This is a genomic window from Janthinobacterium sp. AD80, from assembly GCF_002878455.1.
Taxonomy (GTDB): domain Bacteria; phylum Pseudomonadota; class Gammaproteobacteria; order Burkholderiales; family Burkholderiaceae_D; genus Janthinobacterium.
The window spans coordinates 1-25,297 of the sequence record NZ_NRDQ01000006.1 but is presented as its reverse complement, the minus strand read 5'-3'; the positions used below and the strand labels follow the sequence as shown (position 1 = coordinate 25,297).

General features: G+C 60.1%; 22 protein-coding genes, 1 tRNA gene and 2 pseudogenes. 9 read left to right on the top strand and 16 right to left on the bottom strand.

Going from position 1 to position 25,297, the window contains the following annotated elements; all coding sequences use genetic code 11:
* Positions 1 to 103: 103 nt before the first annotated feature.
* The 6 genes from JaAD80_RS01315 to JaAD80_RS01290 all read left to right on the top strand — a co-directional run bounded on the left by JaAD80_RS01315 (position 104) and on the right by JaAD80_RS01290 (position 5,445).
* Positions 104 to 718 (top strand): YqhA family protein, encoded by a 615-nt coding sequence (locus tag JaAD80_RS01315; RefSeq protein WP_102292530.1) that lies wholly within the window; start codon positions 104 to 106, stop codon positions 716 to 718.
* A 140-nt stretch (positions 719 to 858) separates the two neighbouring features.
* Complete coding sequence (locus tag JaAD80_RS01310; protein ID WP_092798220.1) at positions 859 to 2,400, top strand: fumarate hydratase; 1,542 nt, start codon at positions 859 to 861, stop codon at positions 2,398 to 2,400.
* Between the two features lie 177 nt (positions 2,401 to 2,577).
* Positions 2,578 to 3,396: a glutamate racemase gene (murI, locus tag JaAD80_RS01305; RefSeq protein ID WP_102292529.1), complete on the top strand. Its 819-nt coding sequence runs from the start codon at positions 2,578 to 2,580 to the stop codon at positions 3,394 to 3,396.
* Positions 3,397 to 3,538: 142 nt separating this feature from the next.
* A tRNA-His gene (locus JaAD80_RS01300) sits at positions 3,539 to 3,614 on the top strand.
* A 182-nt stretch (positions 3,615 to 3,796) separates the two neighbouring features.
* Complete coding sequence (locus tag JaAD80_RS01295; RefSeq protein ID WP_102292528.1) at positions 3,797 to 5,155, top strand: family 43 glycosylhydrolase; 1,359 nt, start codon at positions 3,797 to 3,799, stop codon at positions 5,153 to 5,155.
* A 50-nt stretch (positions 5,156 to 5,205) separates the two neighbouring features.
* On the top strand, positions 5,206 to 5,445 hold the full coding sequence (locus JaAD80_RS01290) for a hypothetical protein (RefSeq protein WP_102292527.1): 240 nt from the start codon (positions 5,206 to 5,208) through the stop codon (positions 5,443 to 5,445).
* Here the strand turns inward: JaAD80_RS01290 and JaAD80_RS01285 are convergent, their stop codons facing one another.
* The gene (locus tag JaAD80_RS01285; RefSeq protein WP_102292526.1) at positions 5,446 to 5,892 is read right to left on the bottom strand and encodes a response regulator; all 447 of its coding nucleotides are present in this window, start codon (positions 5,890 to 5,892) and stop codon (positions 5,446 to 5,448) included.
* Positions 5,893 to 6,178: 286 nt separating this feature from the next.
* On the opposite strand from JaAD80_RS01285, the gene JaAD80_RS01280 reads away from it, so the two are divergent.
* Entirely contained in the window at positions 6,179 to 8,299 is a 2,121-nt protein-coding gene (locus JaAD80_RS01280) for a TonB-dependent siderophore receptor (RefSeq protein ID WP_102292525.1), read from the top strand.
* A gap of 109 nt (positions 8,300 to 8,408) precedes the next feature.
* Here the strand turns inward: JaAD80_RS01280 and JaAD80_RS30510 are convergent, their stop codons facing one another.
* Positions 8,409 to 8,585 (bottom strand): hypothetical protein, encoded by a 177-nt coding sequence (locus JaAD80_RS30510; protein WP_180979249.1) that lies wholly within the window; start codon positions 8,583 to 8,585, stop codon positions 8,409 to 8,411.
* A 45-nt stretch (positions 8,586 to 8,630) separates the two neighbouring features.
* Between JaAD80_RS30510 and JaAD80_RS01275 the strand changes: the two genes are divergently transcribed.
* Complete coding sequence (locus tag JaAD80_RS01275) at positions 8,631 to 9,290, top strand: FxDxF family PEP-CTERM protein (RefSeq protein WP_102292572.1); 660 nt, start codon at positions 8,631 to 8,633, stop codon at positions 9,288 to 9,290.
* Between the two features lie 255 nt (positions 9,291 to 9,545).
* Positions 9,546 to 9,992, top strand: a complete 447-nt coding sequence (locus tag JaAD80_RS01270; RefSeq protein ID WP_102292524.1) for a hypothetical protein — start codon at positions 9,546 to 9,548, stop codon at positions 9,990 to 9,992.
* A gap of 358 nt (positions 9,993 to 10,350) precedes the next feature.
* On the opposite strand, the gene JaAD80_RS01265 is transcribed toward JaAD80_RS01270, so the two are convergent.
* The 14 genes and pseudogenes from JaAD80_RS01265 to JaAD80_RS01200 all read right to left on the bottom strand — a co-directional run.
* The gene (locus JaAD80_RS01265; RefSeq protein WP_102292523.1) at positions 10,351 to 10,734 is read right to left on the bottom strand and encodes a hypothetical protein; all 384 of its coding nucleotides are present in this window, start codon (positions 10,732 to 10,734) and stop codon (positions 10,351 to 10,353) included.
* A gap of 152 nt (positions 10,735 to 10,886) precedes the next feature.
* Complete coding sequence (locus tag JaAD80_RS01260; protein WP_102292522.1) at positions 10,887 to 11,459, bottom strand: hypothetical protein; 573 nt, start codon at positions 11,457 to 11,459, stop codon at positions 10,887 to 10,889.
* A gap of 166 nt (positions 11,460 to 11,625) precedes the next feature.
* Positions 11,626 to 11,973, bottom strand: a complete 348-nt coding sequence (locus tag JaAD80_RS01255; protein WP_180979248.1) for an energy transducer TonB — start codon at positions 11,971 to 11,973, stop codon at positions 11,626 to 11,628.
* Between the two features lie 30 nt (positions 11,974 to 12,003).
* Positions 12,004 to 12,354, bottom strand: a complete 351-nt coding sequence (locus tag JaAD80_RS01250) for an energy transducer TonB (RefSeq protein ID WP_258002761.1) — start codon at positions 12,352 to 12,354, stop codon at positions 12,004 to 12,006.
* Positions 12,351 to 14,117 (bottom strand): methyl-accepting chemotaxis protein, encoded by a 1,767-nt coding sequence (locus tag JaAD80_RS01245; protein WP_258002760.1) that lies wholly within the window; start codon positions 14,115 to 14,117, stop codon positions 12,351 to 12,353. Before JaAD80_RS01245 ends, JaAD80_RS01250 begins: the two co-directional genes overlap by 4 nt.
* 517 nt (positions 14,118 to 14,634) lie before the next feature.
* On the bottom strand, positions 14,635 to 15,099 hold the full coding sequence (locus tag JaAD80_RS01240; protein ID WP_102292520.1) for a hypothetical protein: 465 nt from the start codon (positions 15,097 to 15,099) through the stop codon (positions 14,635 to 14,637).
* On the bottom strand, positions 15,099 to 16,049 hold the full coding sequence (gene dusA, locus JaAD80_RS01235) for a tRNA dihydrouridine(20/20a) synthase DusA (protein WP_374755214.1): 951 nt from the start codon (positions 16,047 to 16,049) through the stop codon (positions 15,099 to 15,101). The genes JaAD80_RS01240 and dusA overlap by 1 nt, the downstream gene beginning before the upstream one ends.
* A 164-nt stretch (positions 16,050 to 16,213) precedes the next feature.
* Entirely contained in the window at positions 16,214 to 18,046 is a 1,833-nt protein-coding gene (typA, locus tag JaAD80_RS01230; protein ID WP_102292518.1) for a translational GTPase TypA, read from the bottom strand.
* A 271-nt stretch (positions 18,047 to 18,317) separates the two neighbouring features.
* Positions 18,318 to 19,253: a tRNA pseudouridine(55) synthase TruB gene (gene truB, locus JaAD80_RS01225; RefSeq protein ID WP_102292517.1), complete on the bottom strand. Its 936-nt coding sequence runs from the start codon at positions 19,251 to 19,253 to the stop codon at positions 18,318 to 18,320.
* Between the two features lie 2 nt (positions 19,254 to 19,255).
* On the bottom strand, positions 19,256 to 19,678 hold the full coding sequence (gene rbfA, locus JaAD80_RS01220; RefSeq protein WP_102292516.1) for a 30S ribosome-binding factor RbfA: 423 nt from the start codon (positions 19,676 to 19,678) through the stop codon (positions 19,256 to 19,258).
* Positions 19,679 to 19,794: 116 nt separating this feature from the next.
* The gene (gene infB, locus JaAD80_RS01215; RefSeq protein ID WP_102292515.1) at positions 19,795 to 22,653 is read right to left on the bottom strand and encodes a translation initiation factor IF-2; all 2,859 of its coding nucleotides are present in this window, start codon (positions 22,651 to 22,653) and stop codon (positions 19,795 to 19,797) included.
* 46 nt (positions 22,654 to 22,699) lie between these two features.
* Positions 22,700 to 24,266 (bottom strand): annotated as a pseudogene (gene nusA, locus JaAD80_RS01210) (transcription termination factor NusA).
* Positions 24,263 to 24,751 carry a ribosome maturation factor RimP gene (rimP, locus tag JaAD80_RS01205; protein ID WP_035828693.1) on the bottom strand — a complete coding sequence of 163 codons (489 nt, stop codon included), beginning with the start codon at positions 24,749 to 24,751 and terminating at the stop codon, positions 24,263 to 24,265. Before rimP ends, nusA begins: the two are co-directional and overlap by 4 nt.
* Positions 24,752 to 25,096: 345 nt before the next feature.
* Positions 25,097 to 25,297, bottom strand: a pseudogene (locus JaAD80_RS01200) (23S rRNA pseudouridylate synthase B); the annotation flags it as partial.

Here is a 25,297-nt window from a genome sequence, read left to right as displayed (position 1 = left end):
CAAAGCTAATAATCAGGAGCAAGGCCATGCGCAGTAATCAACAGCAAGTGTAAAATGTCGGGCATGCCAAAAATTGGTATTTACTCCCCCAGGAAACCCCCACATGATCGACCACCTACCACCATCCACCAAACATACCAAGCTGCGCCCACTGTCCGCCTTCATCTTCATGTCGCGCTGGCTGCAGTTGCCGCTGTACCTGGGCCTGATCCTCGCACAATGCGTGTATGTCTTCCATTTCTGGGTGGAATTGTCCGACCTGATCGGCGCCGTGTTCGGCAATGACGCGGCCCTGCAGCACGTGCTGACGGCCGTTGCCGTGCCGGGCAGCGCCCTGCCGACCAAGCTGAACGAAGCGACCATCATGCTGGTGGTATTAGGCCTGATCGACGTGGTGATGATTTCGAACCTGCTGATCATGGTCATTATTGGCGGCTACGAAACCTTCGTTTCGCGCATGCACCTCGATGACCACCCAGACCAGCCGGAATGGCTGTCGCATGTCAATGCTTCCGTGCTGAAGACGAAATTGGCGATGGCCATCATCGGTATCTCGTCCATCCACCTGTTGAAGACATTTATCAATGCCAATTCCTACAAGATGGAAGTGATCATCGCGCAAACGGTAATCCACATGGTCTTCATCATTTCCGCCATGGCCATCGCGTACACCGACCGCATCATGACGGTAACGCAAAACCAGGCACGACCGCATTAAGGAGTGTCCATAAAAAGTCCAGGGCGTTGTTGCCTTGCCCTGAACATTTTTCTGGCGCTCCTATACTGATTAGCAAGCAGCACACAGCATCAAGTAAACAGCATCAAAGTCTTACCCTTCTTATCTACCGCGAGAACACCATGACTGTCATAAAGCAAGAAGACCTGATCGAATCCGTCGCCGCAGCGTTGCAGTACATTAGCTACTACCACCCTGCTGATTACATCGAGCACCTGGCGCGCGCCTATGAGGCGGAGCAAAGCCCGGCGGCGAAAGATGCGATCGCGCAAATCCTGACCAACTCGCGCATGTGCGCGGAAGGCAAGCGTCCGATTTGCCAGGATACGGGTATCGTCAACGTCTTCCTGAAAATCGGCATGGGCGTGCGCTTCGAAGGCTTCTCCGGCACCGTCACCGACGCCGTCAACGAAGGCGTGCGCCGCGCGTACAACTTCGACGACAACAAGCTGCGCGCTTCCATCGTGGCCGACCCGCACTTCGACCGCAAGAACACCAAGGACAACACGCCAGCCGTGGTGCACATGGAACTGGTCGAAGGCAATACCGTCGACGTGAAGGTCGCTGCCAAGGGCGGCGGTTCGGAAAACAAGTCGAAGATGATCATGATGAACCCGTCCGACTCGCTGGTCGACTGGGTCATGAAAACGGTGCCGACCATGGGCGCCGGCTGGTGCCCGCCTGGCATGCTGGGCATCGGCATCGGCGGCACGGCCGAAAAAGCCATGCTGATGGCAAAAGAAGTGTTGATGGAAGACATCGACATGTACGAGCTGAAACAGCGCGGCCCGCAGAACAAGCTGGAAGAGCTGCGCATCGAACTGTGCGACAAGATCAACTCGCTGGGCATCGGCGCGCAAGGCCTGGGCGGCCTGACCACCGTGCTGGACGTCAAGATCATGATGCACCCGACGCACGCCGCGTCGAAGCCGGTCGCCATGATCCCGAACTGCGCCGCCACGCGCCACGGCCACTTCGTGCTGGACGGCTCCGGCCCTGCCTACATGACGCCGCCACCACTGTCGACCTGGCCAAACGTGAGCTGGGCGCCGGACACGGAAAAATCCAAGCGCGTCGACCTGAATACCCTGACGAAAGAAGAAGTCGCTTCGTGGACGCCGGGCCAGACCTTGCTGTTGAACGGCAAGATGCTGACGGGCCGCGATGCCGCACACAAGCGCATCCAGGACATGCTGGCCAAGGGCGAGGAATTGCCGGTGGACTTTAAAAACCGCGTGATCTACTACGTCGGCCCGGTCGATCCGGTGCGCGACGAAGTGGTGGGCCCTGCCGGCCCGACGACGGCCACGCGCATGGACAAGTTCACCGACATGATGCTGGAAAAAACCGGCCTGATCGCCATGATCGGCAAGGCCGAGCGCGGCCCGGTCGCCATCGAGTCGATCCAGAAGCACCAGTCGGCCTACCTGATGGCCGTGGGCGGCTCCGCCTACCTGGTGTCGAAAGCCATCAAGGGCGCGAAAGTGCTGGGCTTTGCCGACATGGGCATGGAAGCCATCTACGAATTCGACGTCGTCGACATGCCGGTGACGGTGGCCGTGGACTCGAAGGGCACGTCGGTGCACAACACGGGCCCGAAAGAATGGCAGGCGAAGATCGAGCAACTCAATAGCGTCAGCAAGATTCCCGTGACGGTTGCTTAAACAAGCTCTACCATTAACGCCGCGCGGCAACCTAGCGCGGCGTTTTTTTATTTTCATCGGCCTCGGCTTAATATGACTTTTACCTTAAGTAATAGCGCAAATCCGGGGTCAGTCCCGTCGGGATCGGAATCTGCTCCACTGGAGCAGATTTCCCCGGCGGGTCTGACCCCGACAGTCATGCTGCCCATCGGCGTCTTCGACTCCGGCGTGGGCGGCCTGTCGGTGCTGCGCCATATCCGCGCGCAGCTGCCACAGGAAGACCTGATTTACTTTGCCGATTCGGCCTACGCGCCGTATGGCGACAAGACGGAACAGCAAGTGATCGACCGCTCGCTGGCGATCGCCGCGTATTTATTAGAGCAAGGCGCCAAGGCGCTGGTGGTGGCCTGCAACACGGCCACCATCTCCGCCATCAAGGCCTTGCGCGCGCGCTACCCGGAGTTGCCCATCGTCGGCGTCGAGCCGGGCCTCAAACCAGCGGCCGCCATCAGCCGCAACGGCAAGATCGGGGTGCTGGCCACCGAGCGCACCTTGCGCGGCGACAAGCTGCTGGCCCTGCGCGAACAGGTGAGCAACGCGACGGGCGCCACCTTCATCTTGCAGCCGTGCATCGGCCTGGCCGACCGCATTGAGCAATGCGCGCTGGGCAACGACCCGCTGGACGCCACCAGCGCCATGCTGGAACGCTACATCGCGCCCGTGCTGGCACAAGGCGTCGATACCCTGGTGCTGGGCTGCACTCACTACCCGTTCGTGCAGGACGCCATCGAGCGCACGGTGCGCGCGCACACGCAGGAAACCATCACCCTGGTCGACACGGGCGAAGCCGTGGCGCGCCAGCTGGCCCGGCTGCTCGACGCGGCCGGCTTGCGCCGTAGCAGCAGCAGCGATGCGCCCCGGCTGCAGGGCTACACGACGGCAAGCGTCGAATCGCTGGCGACAGCTTTCGCCGGTTTGCTGGACTTGCAGCCGCCCGTCGCCCACGTCCCCGTGTGAGCGGTGCCAGCCAAAGCGACCGTTTTCATGCAATCTTTCGATTCTTTAAAAAAGACTGCATTTAGATTTGCCACTTTGCCGAGTTCTTTGTATAATTCGGCACCTGTTCAGCAAAACAGCTAAACAGGTAAGTAAGACAGTGGTGGCTGTAGCTCAGTTGGTAGAGTCCAGGATTGTGATTCCTGTTGTCGTGGGTTCGAGCCCCATCAGCCACCCCACAGAATAATGAAGAGCCCGGTTTTCGAACCGGGCTTTTTCTATTCCGGCGCCCGTTTTTTATCCCTCTCCGATACCGGCCCCGGTATCGCTTCCTGCAAAAAATTCATTAGTGCAAATTTGACCATCGCCCTACTCTGGGGTGCGGCATCGACCGCATCATAAAAACAGCATGGAGACAACGATGAAACAATTGCTGGCAGCACTCTGCCTGATGTTCTGCGCCCACGCGCAGGCGGTCAACCTGACGGGCGTACCGAACGCGCACGATCCCGGCACCCTGACGCGCGACGGCGATACGTATTTCAATTTCACCACCGGCAACGGCATCTGGTATTCCAGTTCGACCGACATGCTGAACTGGTCGGCCGGCCCGGCGCCCGTTTTCAGCACGCCGCCGGCCTGGATTGCGAATAAAATTCCCAACTTCGGCGGCTCGTACTGGGCGCCGGATGTGATCCACATGAACGGCTACTATTATCTGTATTACTCGGTATCGACCTTCGGCACTTCCGTGTCGGCCATCGGCGTGGCCCGCTCGGCCTCGCTGAAAAACCCCAGCTGGACGGACCTGGGCATCGTCGTGCAATCGTATGGCGGCGGCGCGGAAATCAATGCCATCGACCCTGCCCTGTTCCGCGATTACGACGGCAAGGTCTACATGTCGTATGGCTCGTTCTTCGGCGGCATCGGCGTGACGGAAATCAACCAGGCCACGGGCAAGACCACGGGCAACGTCACCACCATTCTCGGGGGCGGCGGCAAGGATATCGAAGCGCCCTACATCACGCGCGACGGCGAGTATTACTATCTGTTCGTCAACCGCGGCAAATGCTGCCAGGGCGCCGCCAGCACCTATTACGTGGAAGTGCAGCGCGCCAGCAGCGTGACGGGGCCGTACAGCGGCACGCGCACGGTGCTGCCCAATCTCGATGGCAAGTACAAGGGGCCGGGGCATATCGGCGTGCTCAAGCAGGATGGCTGCAACTACACGTCCATCCACTACTACGACGTCAACGACAATGGCGCGGCCAAGCTCGACATATTGAAAATGAGCTACAGCGGCGGCTGGCCCAGCCTGACGCGCAATTTCACGGTGGCCAGCTGCGGCGGCATTTCCGACGGACCGACCGTACTGCGCTCGCGGCTGAGCGGCAAGGCCATGGCTGTGGCGGGCGCCAGCACGGTCAATGGCGCGCTGGTGCAGCAGCAAACGTATACGGGGGCCAAACACCAGCAATGGTATGTGGTGGGACATGGCGACGGGTATTACAGCCTGATCAACGCGAACAGCCTGCTGGGACTGGACGACTACAACAACTCGACCACGGCCGGCACGAACATCGCGCAATGGAGCTACTGGGGCGGACTGGGCCAGCAATGGCGCTTCGCCAGTCCCGCCTCCGGCTACCAGACGATCAGCAACCGCTACAGCAACCTGACCCTGGACGTATTAAATTTGAGCATGGCGGAAAACGCGCAGATCATCCAGTGGAACCTGACCAATGCGAACAACCAGCAATGGTCCTTGAGCCGGCCGTAGCGGTGGCGATAAAAGGCGTGCATACTGGAAGAAATTAACTGAAAGACACTATGCACGATACTGCCTACTTTAGCACCATGGGACGCTTCGTCCATGCCAGCGTGCGGCTGGAGGTACTGCTTGAGACGGCTCCCGCCGCGCTGCCGGCCAGCGTGCGGGCCGTGCAGGCAGAGCTGGCGGCGCTGCTCGCGCGCATGGTGGACGGCAGCCTGCAGCCGACGCAGGAGGAACTCGACGCCCTGACGGCGCGGGCCGAAGCGGCAATACGGGACGGCCAGGCGGCAGGCTGATCAGCCCGCCAGCACGGACTGCACCGTCGTCGCCAGGTCTTCCATGCGCACGGGCTTGACGAGGAAGTGGCGGAAGCCCACGGCCAGCGCGTCATCCATATACATGGGCAAGCTGTGGCCGGTAACGGCAATCAGCGCGGCATTTGCCGTGTCAGGATTGTTGTGCAGGCGGCGGCCGATCTCGATGCCGCTGATGCCGGGCATCTCGATGTCGAGGTAGACGGCGTCGGGCACGCACAGCTTGACTTGCTCGACGGCCATCTGCCAGTTGCGCACCACCACCACGTGGTGGCCCAGCGCTTCGAGCAGCATGGCCAGCGATTCGCCCACTTCCTGGTTGTCATCGACCACCAGCAAATTGAGCTTGCGCGCGGCGGCGGCAGGCTGCTCGCCCTGGCGGCGTTCCACGCTGGAACTGCCTGGTATCGGTTCAGTTATCTGGCTCATTGTACGTTCACGTCTGGCGGCTGCAAAAGCGGCAGTATACAAGAAGCGCGCAGAATGCCGCCGCACCCGAGCACTGTAGCCAAACGGCAATGCAAACGCCACTGTACCGCGCCAGCAACACTTCTCCCCGCTCCAGCAGGTAAAGCCGGGCCTACGCAGTTTGCGCAATTGACGGATAAAATGAGAATCATTATCATTCTTATCCCCTTGCGCCGGATGCCTACGCCACGATGCTGTCGCGCCGCCTGACTGCCCGCGCAACCATCGTCATTACGGAGATTCATGCATGGCTGCCACTTTTTCCCCACTTCCTTTCTCGCTGCGCCCGTGCGCGCTGGCCATCGCCCTGGCCTGCCTGGGCGCACCCCTGGCAGCCCAGGCGCAGGACGCCAATACCGCCAGCACAGCCAATGAGGCCGGCTCCATCATTGAATCGATCAAGGTCAGCGGCAACTTGCTGGGCACCAGCATGGCCGCCAGCACGAAGAATTTCGCCGGCGCCCGCACGGTGGTGCAAAAGGACGAGATCGAGAACTCGGGCGCGGCCAGCCTCAGCGACGTGATGCGCCGCATTCCCGGCGTGCAGATCAGCGACAATTCGGGCAGCGCCGGCAGCGCCGTATCGCTCAATATCGGCGTGCGCGGCCTGACCGGACGCTACTCGCCGCGCAGCACGATCTTGCTCGACGGTATCCCGATGGCGGTGGCGCCGTATGGCCAGCCGCAATTGTCGTTCGCGCCCGTCAGCCTGGCCAATGTCGAGACGGTCGACGTGGTGCGCGGCGGCGGCGCTGTGCGCTTCGGTCCGCAAAACGTGGGCGGCATCATCAACTTCAAGACGCGCCGCGTACCCACCACGCCCGGCGTCACGGGCGACGCCACCGTGCGCTACAACTCGTACAGCGAAGTGGGCCACAACACGCAGGCCAGTGTCTTTGCCGGCACCCAGCTCGACAATGGCCTGGGCCTGGCCGTGCTGTACTCGGGCATCCGCGGCAGCGACTGGCGCGTGGGCAGCGATGAAAAGGTCAACGACTTCGCCCTGAAATTCCGCTACGACCTGAGCCCTACCGCCGAGGTGTACGGCAAGCTGTCCTACTACGACGTGACGTCGCGTACGCCGGGCGGCCTGACCGCGGCGCAATACAAGCAGGACCCGTTCCAGAACACGCGCCCGACCGACTACTGGAGCGGCGAACGCAAGGCCTTCGACATCGGCTACCTGAATGCCATTTCCAGCACGCAGGAATTCGAAGTGCGCGGCTACTACAACAAGAGCTCGCGCGAAAGCACCCTCATCAATAACGGTCGCACGGGCCTGGGCCACCAGCCGCGCAACTATGAAACCACGGCCATCGAACCGCGCTATACGCAACGTTTCATCACGGGCAAGGTCTCGCAGGACGTCACCGTCGGCTACCGCTACCTGGCCGAGCGCGCCGATGAAACCATCTACAACGTCGTCATCGCCACGGGCGTGCAGCAGGCGCCGACGCGCTTCGCCGATAACTCGACCGATGCGCAAGCCGTGTATATCGACGACAAGATCGCCATCGATGCGTGGCGCATCACGCCGGGCGTGCGCTACGAGCACATCAAGACGGAACGCTTCAACCACTTGCCGGTCGACCAGAAAATCGAACTGCTCAACAACAAGGCCCTGCCGTCGCTGAACGTGGCCTACTTGCTCAACAACAATGTGACCCTGTTCAGCAACTACAACAGCTCGTTTGGCGCCGTGCAAAACACGCAGCTGAACTCGCAATCAAGCAAGAATCCGCTGCAGCCGGAACTGGCGAAAACGGCCGAACTGGGCGCGCGCTGGAAGAGCGGCCAATTGTCGGCCGAGGCAACCCTGTTCAACATCAAGTTCGACAACCAGATCCAGTCCGTCGGTAGCGGCGAAAACGCCGTCTTTTACAACGTGGGCGCCACGCATCACCGGGGCCTGGAATCGGCCGTCGACTACCACTTCGACAAGTCCGGCCCGCTGGCCGGCTTGAACGCCTACGCCACCTACAGCTACACCAAGGCAACCTTGCAGGATGGCGTGAACGCCGGCAACGACGTCCCCTTCTATTCGCGCAATACGGATACCATCGGCGCGCACTACCAGCTGGGCGCGTGGGGCTTCGATTTGTCGAGCAGCCACCAGAGCCGCCAGTTTGCCGACGAAGCCAATACCGTAGCAGAAAATGCGGCAGGCAACCTGGGCGTCATTCCCGGCTACCGCACCTGGAACACGCAGGCGAAATGGAAAGTGCCGGGCCAGAATGGCCTGGAGCTGGTGGCCGGCGTCAACAACCTGACGGACAAGCGCTATTTCACGCGCACGTCAGACGGCAACCTGGGCAAGATGGTGGGCGCGCCGCGCATGGTGTACTTGCAAGGCCGCTTGGCGTTCTGAACTGAAACGCCGCACCGTCTATCGCATCGATAGGCCGACGCGCACGCTTGCGGCAGGCAAAAACCTGCGCCATTGTTGTAATGGTGCAGGTTTTTTTTCGCCCACGATGTCACAAAAATTCTCTACTGCAAGCACGCTCAAGGCCGCGCTCGCTCTGGAGCGGAATTGCAATTAGTTCACCATGGAAATCAATTGCACCACAGCCATAAATGATTTCACAATTACAAATATTTTCAGCGAGCGCGTGTTCTTTTGGTGATTTTTGGTGATATTCTTTAAATGTCATTTAAGAAATTAAATGATCTTTTAATCAACTAAAACGAGAGCTCACATGAATACGCCTGCCACCTTGCTGAAGATTGCCGCACTGGCCACCCTGGTCACCGCCGGCGCCGCCAACGCCGCGACCGAACTGGTGGTCAACGGCAGTTTTGAAAGCAATGCCATCTCCTCGCCTTACGCGCAGCTGAGCGCAGTCACGGGATGGACCTCGTCCGTCAGCGGCAACACGGCCTTTGAAATCCAGAAGGGTGCCACGCAAGGCGGCCTGAGCGGCTTCAACCCTGTCGCCGCCGATGGCATGCAGTACCTGGAATTGAACACGGAAAGCCTGTCGTCCACCTACCAGACGATCGCCACCACGGCCGGCGGCACCTACGCGCTGTCGTTCGCCTACTCGGGCCGTCCCGATACCCCGGGCGGCGCCAGCAGCCTGATGAATGTCTACTGGGGTTCGACCCTGCTGACACCGACTGCACTGGTCGGCAACACGGGCGGCACCTGGCAGACCTACAGCCAGAACCTGACGGCGCTGGGCGCCTCCACCGTGCTGCGCTTCGAGTCGATCGGCCCCGTGTCCGCACCTACCTACGGCTCTTACCTGGACAATGTATCGGTGATGGCCGCCGTGCCCGAACCGGAAACCTACGCCATGATGCTGCTGGGCCTGGGCTTGCTGGGCTTCATGGCACGCCGCAAGCCTGCCGCCTGATCCAGCCGCATGCCAGCCAGGCCGCCCCGCTGCAAAGCCGGGCGGCTTTTTTACGCCTGAAGAGATAGTCCAGACCCAATAAATGTTGCCCAGAAGAATTAAATTGGGACTACAATAGCAGGGTATCAAGCAATGCCAAGCATCGCTCCGCCAAGGCCGCTACCCCGCCTTGATCATCAGCACGCATTTTTTGAACAGGATGGCCGGCGACCCCGGGCACGCTTGCGCCCCTGGCAGCGCCACCAAGCACGTACTATGTCTGAAGAAAAAACCATTACCGAAACCAGTTCCTACGGCAAGGACACCCCAGTCGGCCGTCCCGACGTCGATGGCCGCGCGGGCATTTTCGTGCCTACCGCGGCATTCGACATCAACAGCACCACCATCCGTAAGGGCGCCGGCATTGTCGGCTTCGGCAATCTGGATGGCACCCTGACCGTGTATTTCGAAGCCAACCGCTTTGATGAAAGCAATCTGCACAAGTGGGAGCACAAGGCGCGCAAGGCCTATGACCGCATGGTGATGGGCGCGCCGACGGTGTCGAAGGCGAAGATCGATGCGCGCATGCTGGAACAGGTGGGCATCATCGACGGCATGGGCATCAACCTCAAGCATCCGGAACGGCTGACGCACTGGCTGGCGATCTCGAACGTGCCAGACACGGCGCCGGAAGAACCGGTGCTGCGCTGGAAGAACCGCTAGAAGGGCCAGGCATGGGGCTTGGGCGCCCGTGACAAGGTGTTGTCCTACACGATAGCGGACAGTCATCTGATGCCCCTGGGCATTAACTCATCCTATGATGACAGCATACCCACCGCATCCAACGGGTCTACCATATCACCTACTCACACCTACTCAGGAGTACGACATGTCCCGCCTCATTCCGATCAGCTTTGGCGCCTTGCAAATAGGTCTGGCAGCGGCGGCGGTGTACATCCTGTGCTCGGCGGACGTGCTGCATCAGACATCCGTGTATTTCCACTAATGCACATGACAAAGCCAGGCAAGCGCCGCTTGCCTGGCTTTGTCCCGCATGCATCCGAATCTGATCAACCGTCAATCAGCGGCGGCCGTGATAACGGCCATGCCCGCCCCAGCCGCCGCGGTGTCCACCATAACGGCCAAAGCCAAACACGAAGTCCAGCCCGATCGACACGGGCGGATTGTAATAATACGGTTGCGGCGCGTACACGGGCGCCGGCACATACACGGGCTGCTGTATGTAGACAGGCTGCTGCTGCACGTACACGGGTTCATTCGTGTATTCCACGCGCGGCTGGCTCACCACGCGCGACGACTGCACGGGTTCGGACGACACCGTGTGCCATTCATATGGGTTGTAGGCGGCCTGTGGCGCACGCGTGCCGTAATACGCGGGGCCGGGCGGGGCCACGGCGCAGCCACCGAGGGCGGCCAGTGAAATTACTGCCAACAGGGTTTTCATCGCAATTCTCCTGATATGTACCACTACTTAATTAAGTACTATAAGAAATAATGCGGCACTTTGCTGTGCTTTTACCGATTGTTACACCCCTACGCACGCCGCAACATGACATGTCGCACGGCCGCCACATGCGGCCTGCCCAGCACATTGCCTCAAATAAAGGGAATGTCGCAAGTATCGATGGCCTTGCCGGCCGCATCGTAACGCTGCACGCACATCTGGTAACGCACGCCGTAATCAAGCTCCACCTGCTCGACCTTGCCGTACTTTAATTTCCAGCTGGGCTGCACCTGCCGCTTGCCGCTCAGGGCCGCCACATCCTGCGGGATGGCCATGGCCGTCTGGGTCTCGCCCTGGCGCGCATCCTGGCGCCGCGCCACCTCCATGGACACGCTCAGCGCCACGTCAACGCCACCTTCGGCATACGCCAGCGTGGGCGCGCTGCGCTTGGCCCGCATCACGCCCCAGGCGCAGGCATTGCCGCCGGCTTCGCATTGCTTCAGTTGCGCCAGCGGAAAATATTCCGCAGCGACCTTGCCATCCTTGATGGGCCAGCTGGTGCGCACGCCATCGCGCTTGCCGCTGAGGGGATTGTCCCAGCTCAGGCTATTGACGACGGCGACGGTCTGTCCCGGCTGCAAGCCTGCCGGCGTACCCAGGCCAGCACAGGCGGACAACAGCAGGGTGCTGGCGGCGAACGTGGACAGTATCAGGATGCGTTGCATAATAAACCTCTTCTGGCGGAATCCGCAGTGGTATGCCCCGAGGGTAACAGAATCGGGAGCGGTGGCGCCGTTGACTGGCGCACATAAGAAGACGGGCAGCGCCCTTGCAAGCGCTGCCCGTCGCGGGTCAAGCATGCCGGGAGTCACGCTCCCGACGGTACCTGGATCAGTCCAGCTTCCAGGCGTAATCGACCTTGGTCCAGGTTTGCGCGGCAGCGCCATCCTTGGTGCCCGGCTTGAACTTGCATGCGGACAGCGCCTTGATGGCGGCCTTGTCCAGATTCTTGAAGCCGCTGCTCTTCTCGACTTTCGAATCGGCAACACTGCCGTCCGCATTGACCAGGAAGGACATCGACACGGTGCCCTGCTCTTCGTTCATCAGCGAGGCTTTAGGATAGTCGGCCTTGCAGTTCTTGGAATCGAACGACGCCGGCACTTCCGCCGCAAAGGCAGCGGACGAAACGGACACCAGCAAGGCTGCTGCAACACTCATAAAACGCTTATTCTCAAACATGTGCTTCCCCATGATTATCAGATACGGTAATTACAATTTCCAGGAATAGTGGACCGTGGTCCAGCTTTCCACTGCGCTGCCATCTTTGCTTCCCGCTACCACCTGGCAGCGGGCCGCCGCTATCACGGCCGCCTTGTCCAGATCGCGAAAGCCGGTACTTTTTTCGATTTTGACATCGACTACCTTGCCTTCCGCCGTCACCAGCACGGACAAGCGAATGTCGCCCTCTTCCTGGTTCAGGCGGGAACGCTCCGGATAGTCAGCCTTGCATTGTTCGACGTCAAATACGGCCGGCACCTCCGCCGCCAGCACGGCGCCGCTCGCGCAGCCCAGCAGTGCGGCGGCTACGATGGCCTGGCGACAGCAATGCCGGACGCTCAAAACTCTTCCCACTCGTCATTGCTGGTGCTGCTGGCAGCTGCCGCCTTGCGTGGCGCCGGGGCTGCCGGAGCGGCAGGCGCGGCCGCTTCGGCCTTGCGCGTCAGCGACTTCACCGGGCGCAATGCCGCGGCCGGCTTGCGCACGGCGACAGGTGCGGCGGCCACAGGCGCCGGTACATATGCCGCCGGTTTTTCTTCGCCTTCAACCAGCTTGAAAATGCTGACCACGTGGGCCAGTTCGGCCGCCTGGTCCTGCAGGCTTTGCGCTGCGGCGGCCGCTTGCTCCACCAGCGCCGCATTTTGCTGCGTCATGCCATCCATCTCGATGATCGACAGGTTGACTTGCTCGATGCCGGCGCTTTGTTCCTGGCTGGCACTGGCGATCTCGCTCATGATGTCGGTCACGCGGCGTACGCTGTCGACCACTTCGCCCATCGTCACGCCGGCCTGGCCGACCAGGCGCGTGCCGCGTTCCGTCTTCTCGGCCGAATCGTCGATGAGGATCTTGATTTCTTTCGCGGCGCCAGCCGAGCGCTGCGCCAGGTTGCGCACTTCCGACGCCACCACGGCAAAGCCGCGGCCTTGTTCGCCGGCGCGTGCCGCTTCCACGGCCGCGTTCAGCGCCAGGATGTTGGTCTGGAAAGCGATGCCGTCGATCACGCCGATGATGTCGACAATCTTCTTCGCCGACTCGTTGATCGAGCTCATGGTATCGACCACTTGCGAGACCACGGAGCCGCCCTTCAGGGCCACGTCCGACGCGGTGGCGGCCAGCTTGTTGGCTTCCCGCGCATTGTCCGCATTCTGTTTCACGGTCGAGGTCAGTTCTTCCATGGCCGACGCGGTTTTTTCCAGCGCGCTGGCCTGCATTTCCGTACGCGACGACAGGTCGATATTGCCGTCGGCAATTTCACGCGACGCCGTGCCGATGGTTTCCGTACCGACGCGCACCTGGCCGACGATGCCCACCAGGCTGTTGCGCATTTCCTTCATTTCCGCCAGCAGGCTGGAATTGTCCGAAGGCTGCGTGTGGATGCCGATCGACAGGTCGCCATTGGCGATGCTGCCGGCGATCGATGCCGTGTAGTCAGGCTCGCCGCCCAGCTGCTTCAGCAAGCCACGGGTGATCACCAGTGCCGCCGCCACGCCCATCGCCACGGCCAGTGCGCCGAGGATGATCATGAACAGGCGCGCGCTGTCGAAGGCCTTGCGGGCATCCGACTGCATCTGCTCGTTCAGCTTGTCTTCCAGCGTGGCCAGCTGCTCCAGCGCTTCCATCCATTTTTTCTGTACCGGGCGGATTTCCTTGATCATCACGCGCGTGGCGCCTTCCGCATCGTTGGCCATCCACAGGGCGGATGCCTTGGCGATGGCCGGCATGGCGGCGGCTTCGTATTCCTTGATCGAGGCCAGCAAGGCCTTTTCTTCAGGCGTCGACTCGATGGCGAATTTCTCTTCGAGCTTTTTCTGCGTGTCCTGGTAAGTGGCCGTCTGCGTCTTGATACGTGCCATTTCCGGCTCCATATCGCTCGCGTCCGTCATCAGGGTCAGGATGCGCAGCGAGGTGATGCGGTCGCTGACGTTGCCACGCATATCGATCACCAGGCGGGTGACGACGTTGTTGACGTTGATCACATGATCGAGACGTTCCTGGATTTGCGCCATGCGCGCGATGCCGAGGACGGTCACGGCCACCAGCAGAACCAGCACCAGGGCGAATCCCAGGCCCAGGCGGGTACCAACCTTCATTTTTGCTAAATTCATTTCGGCTCTTCGTAAATGAAACTATTGATAAGAATTTTGCCCGGCACGACAAGACGAAGGCTGCGTGACGCCGGTATCCACCGCTGCCGACTGGTCAGCTGGTGGTATCCGGCCGCACGCAGCCCGAGGTACTTCCTGGTCTACGCAGCCCCGAAAACACCGGTGACTGCGAATGCAAATTTGTTCCACACGCTGAAGTTTTCACACCATTGATGGCTAGATCAACATCAAACATTCATATGAGAAATATTTGTCTATAATCAATTATAGGTGTAAATTTTGCCTCAAAGCAAGCAATAAGTGCCTGAATAAATTGCATATTAACTTTCTTCGGGGAAATGGCAACAAAGCCGTTTCTTGCCTTCTAGAAATGCCCCCTGGCAGTGCAGGCGTGCGCCGAAACAGCGCATTTACAACACATGGCATAGCCATATGACATCGTTTTGGGAGAGGTGCTCAGAGGAAGGGGAAGTGCGACAATACCAGTGCGCAAGTGCACCGGTATAGACAAGTTGGATTAGCGGTCCCAGCTGCAACGCAACACATAGGCGTGGTCGTCTGTGCCGAAGACAAAGATGCTCCAGATGGCACCCAATCGACTGGCCAGGCTGCCCCGACCCGATGATACCAGTTGATACCAGCGCGGCTCGCTACCGAACAGTTCGGCCAGTTCAGCTTCGAAACCGTCATATAAACGCGCGTCAAGCGGCGCGCGGTCCGCCTCGCTCATCGGCAGCAGGCGCTCGAGCAGCCACTGGCGCGGCGTGCACAAGGCACCGCTGCATGCTACGCTCTCGATCGGCTCCAAACGCATGCCGTCCGGTGCCAGCGTCAGCGCGCGGCACAGCGTGTCAAGCGCGGCCTGCGGCGCGACGGGCCCCAGATACTCGCACAGAAACAGGCTGCCATCATCCTTCAGTGCCGTGACGGCTTGCAGGTAGCCATGCAGTTGCTGCGCATGGGCGTGGACGTCGCCGCTCATCAGGCCGGCAGCGACAGGCGCGCCGCCGCTTCCAGCAGCAAACGGGGGTCGCCCGAGGCCAGCTTCTTGGAATCGGACAAGGTCTGGCGGAAGCCGCGCGCGCCGGGCAGGTTTTGCATCAGGCCCAGCATATGGCGCGTGACGCTGTTCAGTTTTAATCTGCCCGCTTCTTTTTCCAGCTGTGCGCTGATGTAGGGAATCATCGCTTCGAGCACCTGTTCGCGCGTTTTGACGGGCGCGTCGTCGCCGTAGTAGCGCTGGTCGAACTGCGCCATCACATACGGATTGTGGTAAGCCTCGCGGCCCAGCATCACGCCATCGAGGTGCTGCAGATGCAGGTCGATTTCATCGAGCGTCTTGATGCCGCCATTGATGATGAACTCGAACTGGGGAAAGTCGCGCTTCAACCGATACGCGTAATCGTATTTCAGCGGTGGCACTTCGCGGTTTTCCTTCGGGCTCAGGCCTTTCAGGATGGCATTGCGCGCATGCACGATAAAGGTCTTGCAGCCGGCGTCGGCCACGGTGCCGACGAAGTCGCGCACGAAGTCATACGACTCGCTGTCATCGATGCCGATGCGGTGTTTTACCGTGACGTCGATATCGACCACGTCGCGCATGGCTTTCACGCAGTCGGCCACCAGTTGCGGCTCGGCCATCAGGCAGGCGCCGAATGCGCCCTTCTGCACGCGCTCGGACGGGCAGCCGCAGTTCAGGTTGACTTCGTCATAGCCCCACTGCTGGCCCAGCCTAGCGCTGGTGGCCAGGTCCTTCGGATCGCTGCCGCCCAGCTGCAGGGCGACCGGGTGCTCTTCCTCGTTGAAGCGCAAATGGCGCTCCACGTCGCCGTACACCAGCGCGCCCGTCGTGACCATCTCGGTATAGAGCCAGGTGTGGCGCGTGATCTCGCGGTGGAACTTGCGGCAGTGGCGGTCGGTCCAGTCCATCATGGGAGCGACGGAGAGGCGGCGGGAAGGCAAGGAAGAGGAAGTCATGGTGTCTACAAAAAAACAGGGGCTGCAAATGACAAACCCGCTGCGCGCCCCACCAGTGACGGTGACGCGGCGCAGCGGGCCGGAGGCAACATGGCCCGCAGGCCATGCGCTACAACATATTAAGAATCACGCGACGCTTTTTTACGCTCGTGCTCTTTCAGGAAACGCTTGCGCAGACGGATCGATTTTGGCGTGATTTCCACCAGTTCGTCGTCCTCGATGAACTCGACCGCGTATTCCAGGGACATCTGGATAGGTGGTACCAGGCGCACCGCTTCGTCGGTACCCGACGAACGCACGTTGGTCAGCTGCTTGCCCTTGATCGGGTTGACGACCAGGTCGTTGTCGCGCGAGTGGATACCGATGACCATGCCTTCGTACACTGGATCGTTGTGCGACACGAACATGCGGCCGCGGTCTTGCAGTTTCCAGATAGCGTAAGCAACAGCAGCGCCGTCATCTTGCGAAATCAGCACGCCGTTGCGACGGCCAGCCATTTCGCCACGGGTGTTGTCGACCGGTGCGTATTCGTGGAATACGTGGCTCATCAGGCCGGTGCCGCGGGTCAGGGTCATGAATTCGCCCTGGAAGCCGATCAGGCCACGCGCCGGGATCAGGTACTCGAGACGCACGCGGCCCTTGCCATCCGATTCCATGTTTTGCAGGTCGCCGCGACGACGGCCCAGTTCTTCCATGACGCCGCCCTGGTTGGCTTCTTCAACGTCAACCGACAGGTTTTCAAACGGCTCGTGGCGCACGCCATCGACCATCTTGAACACCACGCGTGGACGCGATACGGCCAGCTCGAAGCCTTCGCGGCGCATGTTTTCGATCAGAATCGTCAGGTGCAGCTCGCCGCGGCCCGATACTTCAAAGATCGTGTCGTCGTCGGTTGGTGCCACGCGCAGAGCAACGTTGGCTTTCAATTCTTTTTCCAGACGGTCGCGCAGTTGACGCGAGGTCACGAACTTGCCTTCGCGGCCAGCCAGTGGCGAGTTGTTGACCATGAAGTTCATGGTCAGGGTAGGCTCGTCGACGGTCAGCATCGGCAGCGCTTCAGGCGTGTCCAGTGCGCACAGGGTCGAACCGATGCCGATTTCATCGATACCGTTGATCAGGCAGATGTCGCCGGCGACGGCTTCGTCCACCAGCACGCGCTCCAGGCCCTTGAAGTTCAGCACCTGGTTGATGCGGGCCTTGGTTGGGGTAGCGCCTGGGCCATTGATGACCAGCACGTCCTGACCGACTTTGACGGTACCGCGGTTGACGCGGCCAATGCCGATCTTGCCCACGTACGACGAGTAGTCGAGCGAGGTGATCTGCATTTGCAGCGGGCCTTCCGGATTGTCGTCGCGCACTGGAACGTGTTCCAGGATGGCGTCAAACATCGGCTTCATGTCGCCGCCGCGCACGTCTTCGGTCAGGCCGGCATAGCCGTTCAGGCCCGAAGCGTAAACGATAGGGAAGTCCAGTTGCTCGTCGGTAGCGCCCAGCTTGTCGAACAGTTCGAACGTCTGGTTGATGGCCCAGTCCGGGCGCGCGCCTGGACGGTCGATCTTGTTGACGATGACGATAGGCTTCAGACCCAGTGCCAGCGCTTTGCGCGTGACGAAACGGGTTTGCGGCATCGGGCCTTCCTGTGCATCGATCAGCAGCAGGACGGAGTCAACCATCGACAGAACACGTTCCACTTCGCCGCCGAAGTCGGCGTGGCCTGGGGTGTCGACGATGTTGATGTGGGTGCCTTCGTACTCAACAGCGCAGTTCTTCGACAGAATCGTAATGCCGCGCTCCTTTTCCAGGTCGTTCGAGTCCATGACTCGGGTGTCGACCGCTTGGTTTTCACGGAAGGTGCCGGACTGGCGCAGCAGCTGATCCACCAGCGTGGTTTTGCCGTGGTCAACGTGGGCGATAATGGCGATATTACGAATTGCGCGTTTTGTATTTGACATGGTCGTAGTAGTTACTGAAAAACTGCGGTGTGCGTACAAGATGTACGAGATACCCGAATGCTAATCTATTTCCGGAACCGCGTAGTATAGCATGTTGCGTTGCAACGCTATCTAAAAATGCTGGCGGCTCCCGCAGTCGGGGACGGATTGTTTAAAAAAGCGACACTGTTTGAAGAGTATCGCTGAGTGATGACATTAAGATGACTTATGGCAACCCTGGCCAAAGCCGGGGTCGGACCCTGAGGGTCCGACCCCGGTATTCGCTGCGGGCTTATTGATGTGCCGTGGCAATCAGCCTTTCCGGCGCCAGGATGCTATATTCCTGCAACTGGCCCGTGCCCAGCAGCTTGGCGTCGTGATACACGCGCACCCTGCCCGGCTCGGCTGGCACGGCGACGTCTTCCTTGCCCAGCGCGATGCGCTGGCCATGCAGGAAACGCTTGGCCAATTCTTCCGTCAGCTGCACGGCAGGGAAACTCGACAGCAAGGCATCGACGGGCGCCAGCAAACTCAAGGGAGCGGCATGCGCGGTCAGTTCATCGAGGGTGACGACGCCATCCAGCGTCAGGCTGCCCACCTGCGTGCGGCGCAAGGCGTTCAGGTGCGCGCCACAGCCGAGGGCGTGGCCGATGTCTTCGCCCAGCACGCGGATATACGTGCCCTTGCTGCACATCACGGACAATTTCAGGAACGGGGCTTCGTAGCTCAAGAACTCCAGCTTGTGGATGGTCACCGGGCGCGCTTCGCGCTCCAGGGTGATGCCCGCCCTTGCATACTCATATAAGGGCTTGCCGTCTCTTTTCAAGGCCGAGTACATGGGCGGCGTCTGCAGGATCGGCCCGCGGAACCGCGCCAGCACGGCGTCGATCTGCTCTTGCGTGACGTTGACGTCGCGCGTTTCCAGCACTTCGCCCTCGGTATCGCCCGTATCCGTCGTCTGCCCCAGATGTACCAGGGTTTCGTAGGTTTTGTCAGCTTCCAGCAAATCCTGGGAAAACTTGGTGGCCTCGCCAAAGCACAGCGGCAGCAAGCCCGTGGCGAACGGGTCCAGGGTGCCCGTGTGGCCCGCTTTCTTGGCGTTCAGCACGCGCTTGGCCTTGATCAGCGCATCGTTGCTGGACCAGCCCACGGGCTTGTCCAGCAGCAGAACGCCGTCCACCAGGTCGCGCACCCGCTTGATGCCGGGCGGTTTCTTCGGACCGGCCACTGTTATTGCTCGTCCGCTTTGTCTGCAGGCTTTTCGTCCGGCTCGGCATCGGCCGCGCGCGTGGCGTTGGCCTTGTCGATCAGGAGCGACATTTCCATGCCGCGCGAGGTCGAGCTGTCATGCACGAAATGCAGCATCGGCAGAGTGTGGATGTGCAGGCGCTTGCCCAGCAGGCCACGGATGAAGCCGGCCGCGGCCATCAGGCCTTCGGTGGTGTTCTTGATGGCTTCCTTGCTGTCTTTCAACATCGTGAAAAACACCTTGGCGTGCGCGTAGTCGGGGGTAATCTGTACTTCGGTGATGGTGATCATCGTGCCAACGCGCGGGTCTTTCAATTCGTAGGCGATGATTTCAGCCAGATCGCGCTGGATCTGGTCCGCCACGCGCAAGCCGCGCGCTGGCATGGTTTTGCTATGTTTAGCCATGATAGTAAGTGCTGTCCTAAGTGCCGCAGGGCGCATGGGTCAAACGGTTGCCCGTTGACCAATGCGCCCCACGTGTTTGCGCGGACAACGATATGTCCGCGCCATTACTTCTGTGATTACAGGGTACGAGCGATTTCCTGAACTTCGAACACTTCCAGGGTGTCGCCAACCTGAATGTCGTTGTAGTTCTTCAGCGACAGGCCGCACTCCAGACCGGCGCGAACTTCTTTCGCATCGTCCTTGAAGCGTTTCAGGGAGTCGATCTCGCCGCTCCACACCACGATGTTGTTGCGCAACAGGCGGACGGAAGAAGCACGCTTGACCACGCCATCGGTGACCAGGCAACCGGCAATCGCGCCCACTTTCGAGACCAGGATAACCTGGCGGATCTCGACCTGGCCGATAACGGTTTCGCGTTTCTCTGGTGCCAACATGCCCGACAACGCCGATTTGATCTCGTCGATCGCATCGTAAATGATGTTGTAGTAGCGAATGTCCACGCCATTCGACTCGGCCAGCTTGCGTGCCTGGGCATCAGCACGGGCGTTAAAGCCGATGATGACCGCTTTCGAGGCGACTGCCAGGTTGACGTCCGATTCCGTGATACCACCGACGGCAGCGTGAACCACTTGTACGCGCACTTCGGAAGTCGAGAGTTTCTGCAAGGAACCCACCAGCGCTTCTTGCGAACCTTGCACGTCGGTCTTGATGATCAATGGCAAGTTTTTCACTTCGCCTTCGGCCATCTGGTCGAACATGTTTTCCAGCTTCGCGGCTTGCTGCTTCGCCAGTTTCACGTCACGGAACTTACCTTGACGGAACAGACCGATTTCACGCGCCTTGCGCTCGTCAGCCATGACGACGACTTCTTCACCGGCAACCGGCACTTCCGTCAGACCCTGGATTTCGACCGGGATCGAAGGACCCGCTTCAGCGATGGCTTTGCCGTTCTCGTCCAGCATGGCGCGAACGCGGCCATACGAAGAGCCCGCCAAGATCACGTCGCCGCGGCGCAAGGTACCGGACTGCACCAGGATCGTCGCGACAGGACCACGGCCCTTGTCCAGACGCGCCTCGACCACCAGGCCGCGCGCAGGTGCTTCCACCGGCGCCGTCAGTTCCAATACTTCGGCTTGCAACAGCACTTGTTCCAGCAGATCGTCGATACCCTGGCCCGTTTTGGCCGATACCGGCACGAATGGCGATTCGCCACCGTATTCTTCCGGCACGACTTGTTCGGCGACCAGTTCCTGCGTCACGCGGTCAACGTTGCCGCCTGGTTTGTCGACCTTGTTGATCGCCACCACCAGCGGTACGCCAGCTGCTTTCGCATGGGCAATCGCTTCTTTCGTTTGCGGCATCACGCCATCGTCGGCGGCAACCACCAGAATGACGATGTCGGTTGCCTTGGCGCCACGGGCACGCATGGCGGTAAACGCCTCGTGGCCCGGGGTGTCGAGGAAGGTGATCATGCCGCGTGGCGTATCGACGTGGTATGCGCCGATATGCTGCGTAATGCCGCCCGCTTCGCCCGACGCCACTTTGGCGCGGCGGATGTAATCGAGCAGCGAGGTTTTACCATGGTCGACGTGACCCATGACGGTCACCACCGGTGCGCGTGGCTTGGTTTCGAAGTGCGCGTGTTCGCCCACGTCGGCCAGCAGCGCTTCCGGATCGTCCAGTTCGGCGGCGAACGCCTTGTGGCCCATTTCTTCCACCAGAATCATGGCGGTTTCCTGGTCCAGCACCTGGTTGATCGTGCACATCTGGCCCAATTTCATCAAATGCTTGATGACTTCGGATGCCTTGACGGACATCTTGTGTGCCAGTTCGGCCACGGTGATCGTTTCAGGTACGTGCACGTCCTTGACGACGGCTTCCGTCGGCGCCTGGAAGTTCGATTCACGGTCGTCATGGTGCGTCGGGCGACGGCCCTTCGCGCCACCGCGCCAGCTGTCACGGCCGCCTGGGCCGCTATTGCCGCGTGGCTTTGGACCACCGGTGGTGCCGCGTTTTTTCGCGTCATCGGACCAGGTGGACGACACATTCGCCGACTTGATGGATTTCTTGTCTGCAACAGCAGGCTTCTTGTCGCCCGGCTTGTCGCCTGGTTTCTTGTCAGCAGGCTTGTGCAGGGTGCCTTCCGGCGCCTTTGGTTTGACAGCAACCGGTACCGGCTCAGGGGCTTTGATGGCGCGGCGTGGCGCGTTCATCATGGCCTTGATCTGGGCTACCTCATCGGCAACAGCCTTGCGTGCGCGCTCGGTGGCTTCCGCTTTGTCAGCGGCTTCCTTGGCGGCAACAGCAGCGGCAGCGGCTTTTTTCTTCGCTTCTTCAGCGGCGGCAGCTTTTTTCGCTTCCGCGGCGGCGTCGTCAACGACAGGCGCGGCGGCGCTGGCGGCAGGCGCGGCGGCAGCCTTGGCGGCGGCTTTCTTCGCTTCCGCTTCAGCTTCTTTCTTCGCGGCCAGTTCAGCCTGTTGCGTGGCTTTCGCCTGGGCTTCTTTTTCCGCGTCGAGTTTGGCCAGACGTTCTTGCTTTTCGCGCAGATCGGCTTCCTGACGGGCGATCAGTTCTGCCTGTTTACGGGCATCTTCTTCACGGCGCGCCACTTCGGCGGGATCGATCACCGGCGCGGCAGGCGCGGCCGGTTCAGCTGCGACCGGCGCAGCTTCGTCACGCTGGACAAAGGTGCGTTTCTTGCGCACTTCCACCTGGATGGTGCGCGACTTGCCGGTGGCGTCAGCTTGCTTGATTTCAGTCGTTTCCTTGCGGGTCACGGTGATTTTTTTCTTTTCTGTGTCAGCCGCTGCGCCGTGTGTGCGGCGCAGATGATCCAAAAGCTTGTCCTTATCATCTTTCGACAATGGATCTGACGTCGAACTTTTCTCGACGCCGGCAGAACGCAGCTGCGTCAGCAGCAAATCTGCAGGCATCTTCAGTTCGGTGGCAAATTGGGCTACGTTGTTACTCGCCATTCAGTCCTCTTTTCTATGTGTCGCGGAGATGATAAAGATACTCAAATTAAGCCTTTGCGGATTCGGCCAGACTCCATGCCTTGGCTTGCAACGCCTTGGCACGATCGTCATATTTCGAGTCAACCAACTTCATCTCATCGTCGGTCACATCTTTAAATTCACTTGTAATCAGTTCACGCGCACGGTCCGCAGACAAGGCCAGGATTGCGCCAAATTCGTCGTATGCCAGTGCTGCAAATGCTTCTACGGTCTTGATACCAGCCAGACCCAGCTTGCCGGCGGTGATGCGGTCCATGCCTTCCAGATTCACCAACGCCTCGTCCATGCCTTCCAGACCCTCTTCCGAAGCGATCGCTTCGGTCACGAGCGCATCACGCGCACGGGTACGGAGTTCATTGACGGTATCTTCGTCAAACGATTCGATTTCCAGCATTTCGGAAATTGGCACGTAAGCGATTTCTTCCAGACTGGCGAAACCTTCTTCCACCAGAATATCAGCCACTTCCTGGTCGACATCGAGCTTTTCCATGAACAGGATGCGCACGGCAGCCGTTTCCTGGGCAGCTTTGTCAGCCGATTCTTCGGCCGTCATGATGTTGATCTTCCAGCCGGTCAGTTCGGAAGCCAGGCGCACGTTCTGGCCGGAGCGGCCGATCGCGATTGCCAGGTTTTCTTCATCGACCACGACATCCATGGCGTGCTTCTCTTCGTCGACCATGATCGACGACACGTTCGCCGGCGCCAGGGCGCCGATGACGAACTGCGCCGGATCTTCCGACCACAGCACGATGTCGACACGTTCGCCGCCCAGCTCGCCGGTCACAGCCTGCACGCGCGAACCGCGCATGCCGACGCAAGTACCGATCGGGTCGATGCGCTTGTCGGCCGTGTAGACGGCGATCTTGGCGCGCACGCCGGCATCGCGGGCTGCGGATTTGATTTCCAGCATGCCTTGCTCGATTTCCGGCACTTCCAGCTCGAACAGCTTCATGATGAATTCCGGCGCGGTGCGCGACAGAATCACTTGCGGGCCGCGCATGTTGCGGTCGATGCGCAAGATGTAGGCACGCACACGGTCGCCGATACGCAGATTCTCTTTCGGGATCATCTGGTCGCGTGGCAGACGTGCTTCGATCTTGCCCGACTCGACGATGGCGTCGCCGCGTTCCATGCGCTTGATGGTGCCGGTGACGAGCGAATCGCCGCGTTCCAGGAAGTCCACCAGGATCTGTTCGCGCTCGGCGTCACGCACGCGCTGCAGGACAACCTGTTTGGTGTCTTGCGCAAAGCGGCGGCCGAATTCGACGGATTCAATCGGTTCTTCGATGTGGTCATCGACTTCGATATCGGGAATCTGTTCTTTGGCCTCGAAATGCAGGATCTCCTGATCCGGCAGTTGCAGACCTGCTTCATCGGGCACCACGTGCCAGCGGCGGAACGATTCAAATTCGCCCGTTTCGCGGTCGATCGAAACGCGGATGTCTACCTCACCCTCATACCGTTTCTTCGTGGCTTGCGCCAACGCGAATTCGAGGGCGCCGAAGACGACATCTTTATCGACGTTTTTTTTCGCGCGCCAGCGCGTCAACCAATAATAAAACTTCGCGGCTCATGCTTTGCGTCCCTTAAAAACCACCTGCGGCACCAAGCGTGCCTTATCCACGTCGGCGAGCGTAAACTCCAACATCGCCGGACCATCCTTACCTTCAAATTCCAACGACAATTTATCGCCCACGGGTTCTTGCAGAATCCCCTGGAACGATTTCCGGTTGTTCGTACCCGGCATCGCCACCATCAGCTTGACGATGATTTCCTGGCCTGCGAAACGGACAAAGTCTTCCAGCTTGCGCACCGGACGATCCAGACCCGGGGAAGAAATCTCGAGACGTTCGTAAGGAACGTTCTCTACCGTCAACACATGCGATAACTGGTGACTGACCGTGGCACAGTCTTCGACCGTGATCGGACCTTTTTCAGCGGCATCGGCGGCGCTGAAATCAATAAAGACGCGCAGCAGTCCGCGCTCGGCACGTTCGACATCAACGAGCTCATAGCCCAGACCAGTGACTGTCTTTTCAATTAATCCCAACTGCTGCAAGAAATTCTCCAGAAATAAGGCCCGCTTTCAGCATCGCGGCACTGAAACAGCACCGGCGGCATGCAAAAAACACGCATTCAAGTCATATATGGCCCCTTGCGGAGCCATTACAAACGGTTCAACAAAAAAAAAAATGGGCATCTGCCCATCTTCTTGTATTTCCCCAACCAGATGAAAGCACTCCCCACCAAACAACCCTGCGGAGAACTTTTATTAGGCTGCAGATTATAACCTCTTATTAACTTCGCCGCAATGCCGCACACGAGGAGCGGCCCGGCTTACAACAGTTACAAGAGCGCGCACCCGCGGCAGATCGGCGGGCGCGCGAGAAGAAACTCTCCCGAATTAACCTTTGCTGCGGCGGCGCGGCATGCCATCCATGCCGCCACGATCCATGCCGCCACGTGGCTGGCCACCGGAACGCGCCTGGCCGCCGGCACCACCGCCCGCATTACGGCGCGGACCGGTATTGGCGAAACCAAATGCCGTTTGCAGCGGATCTGGCTGGCGCGGACCGCGCTGCGGTGCGCGGCCTTCGCCACCACC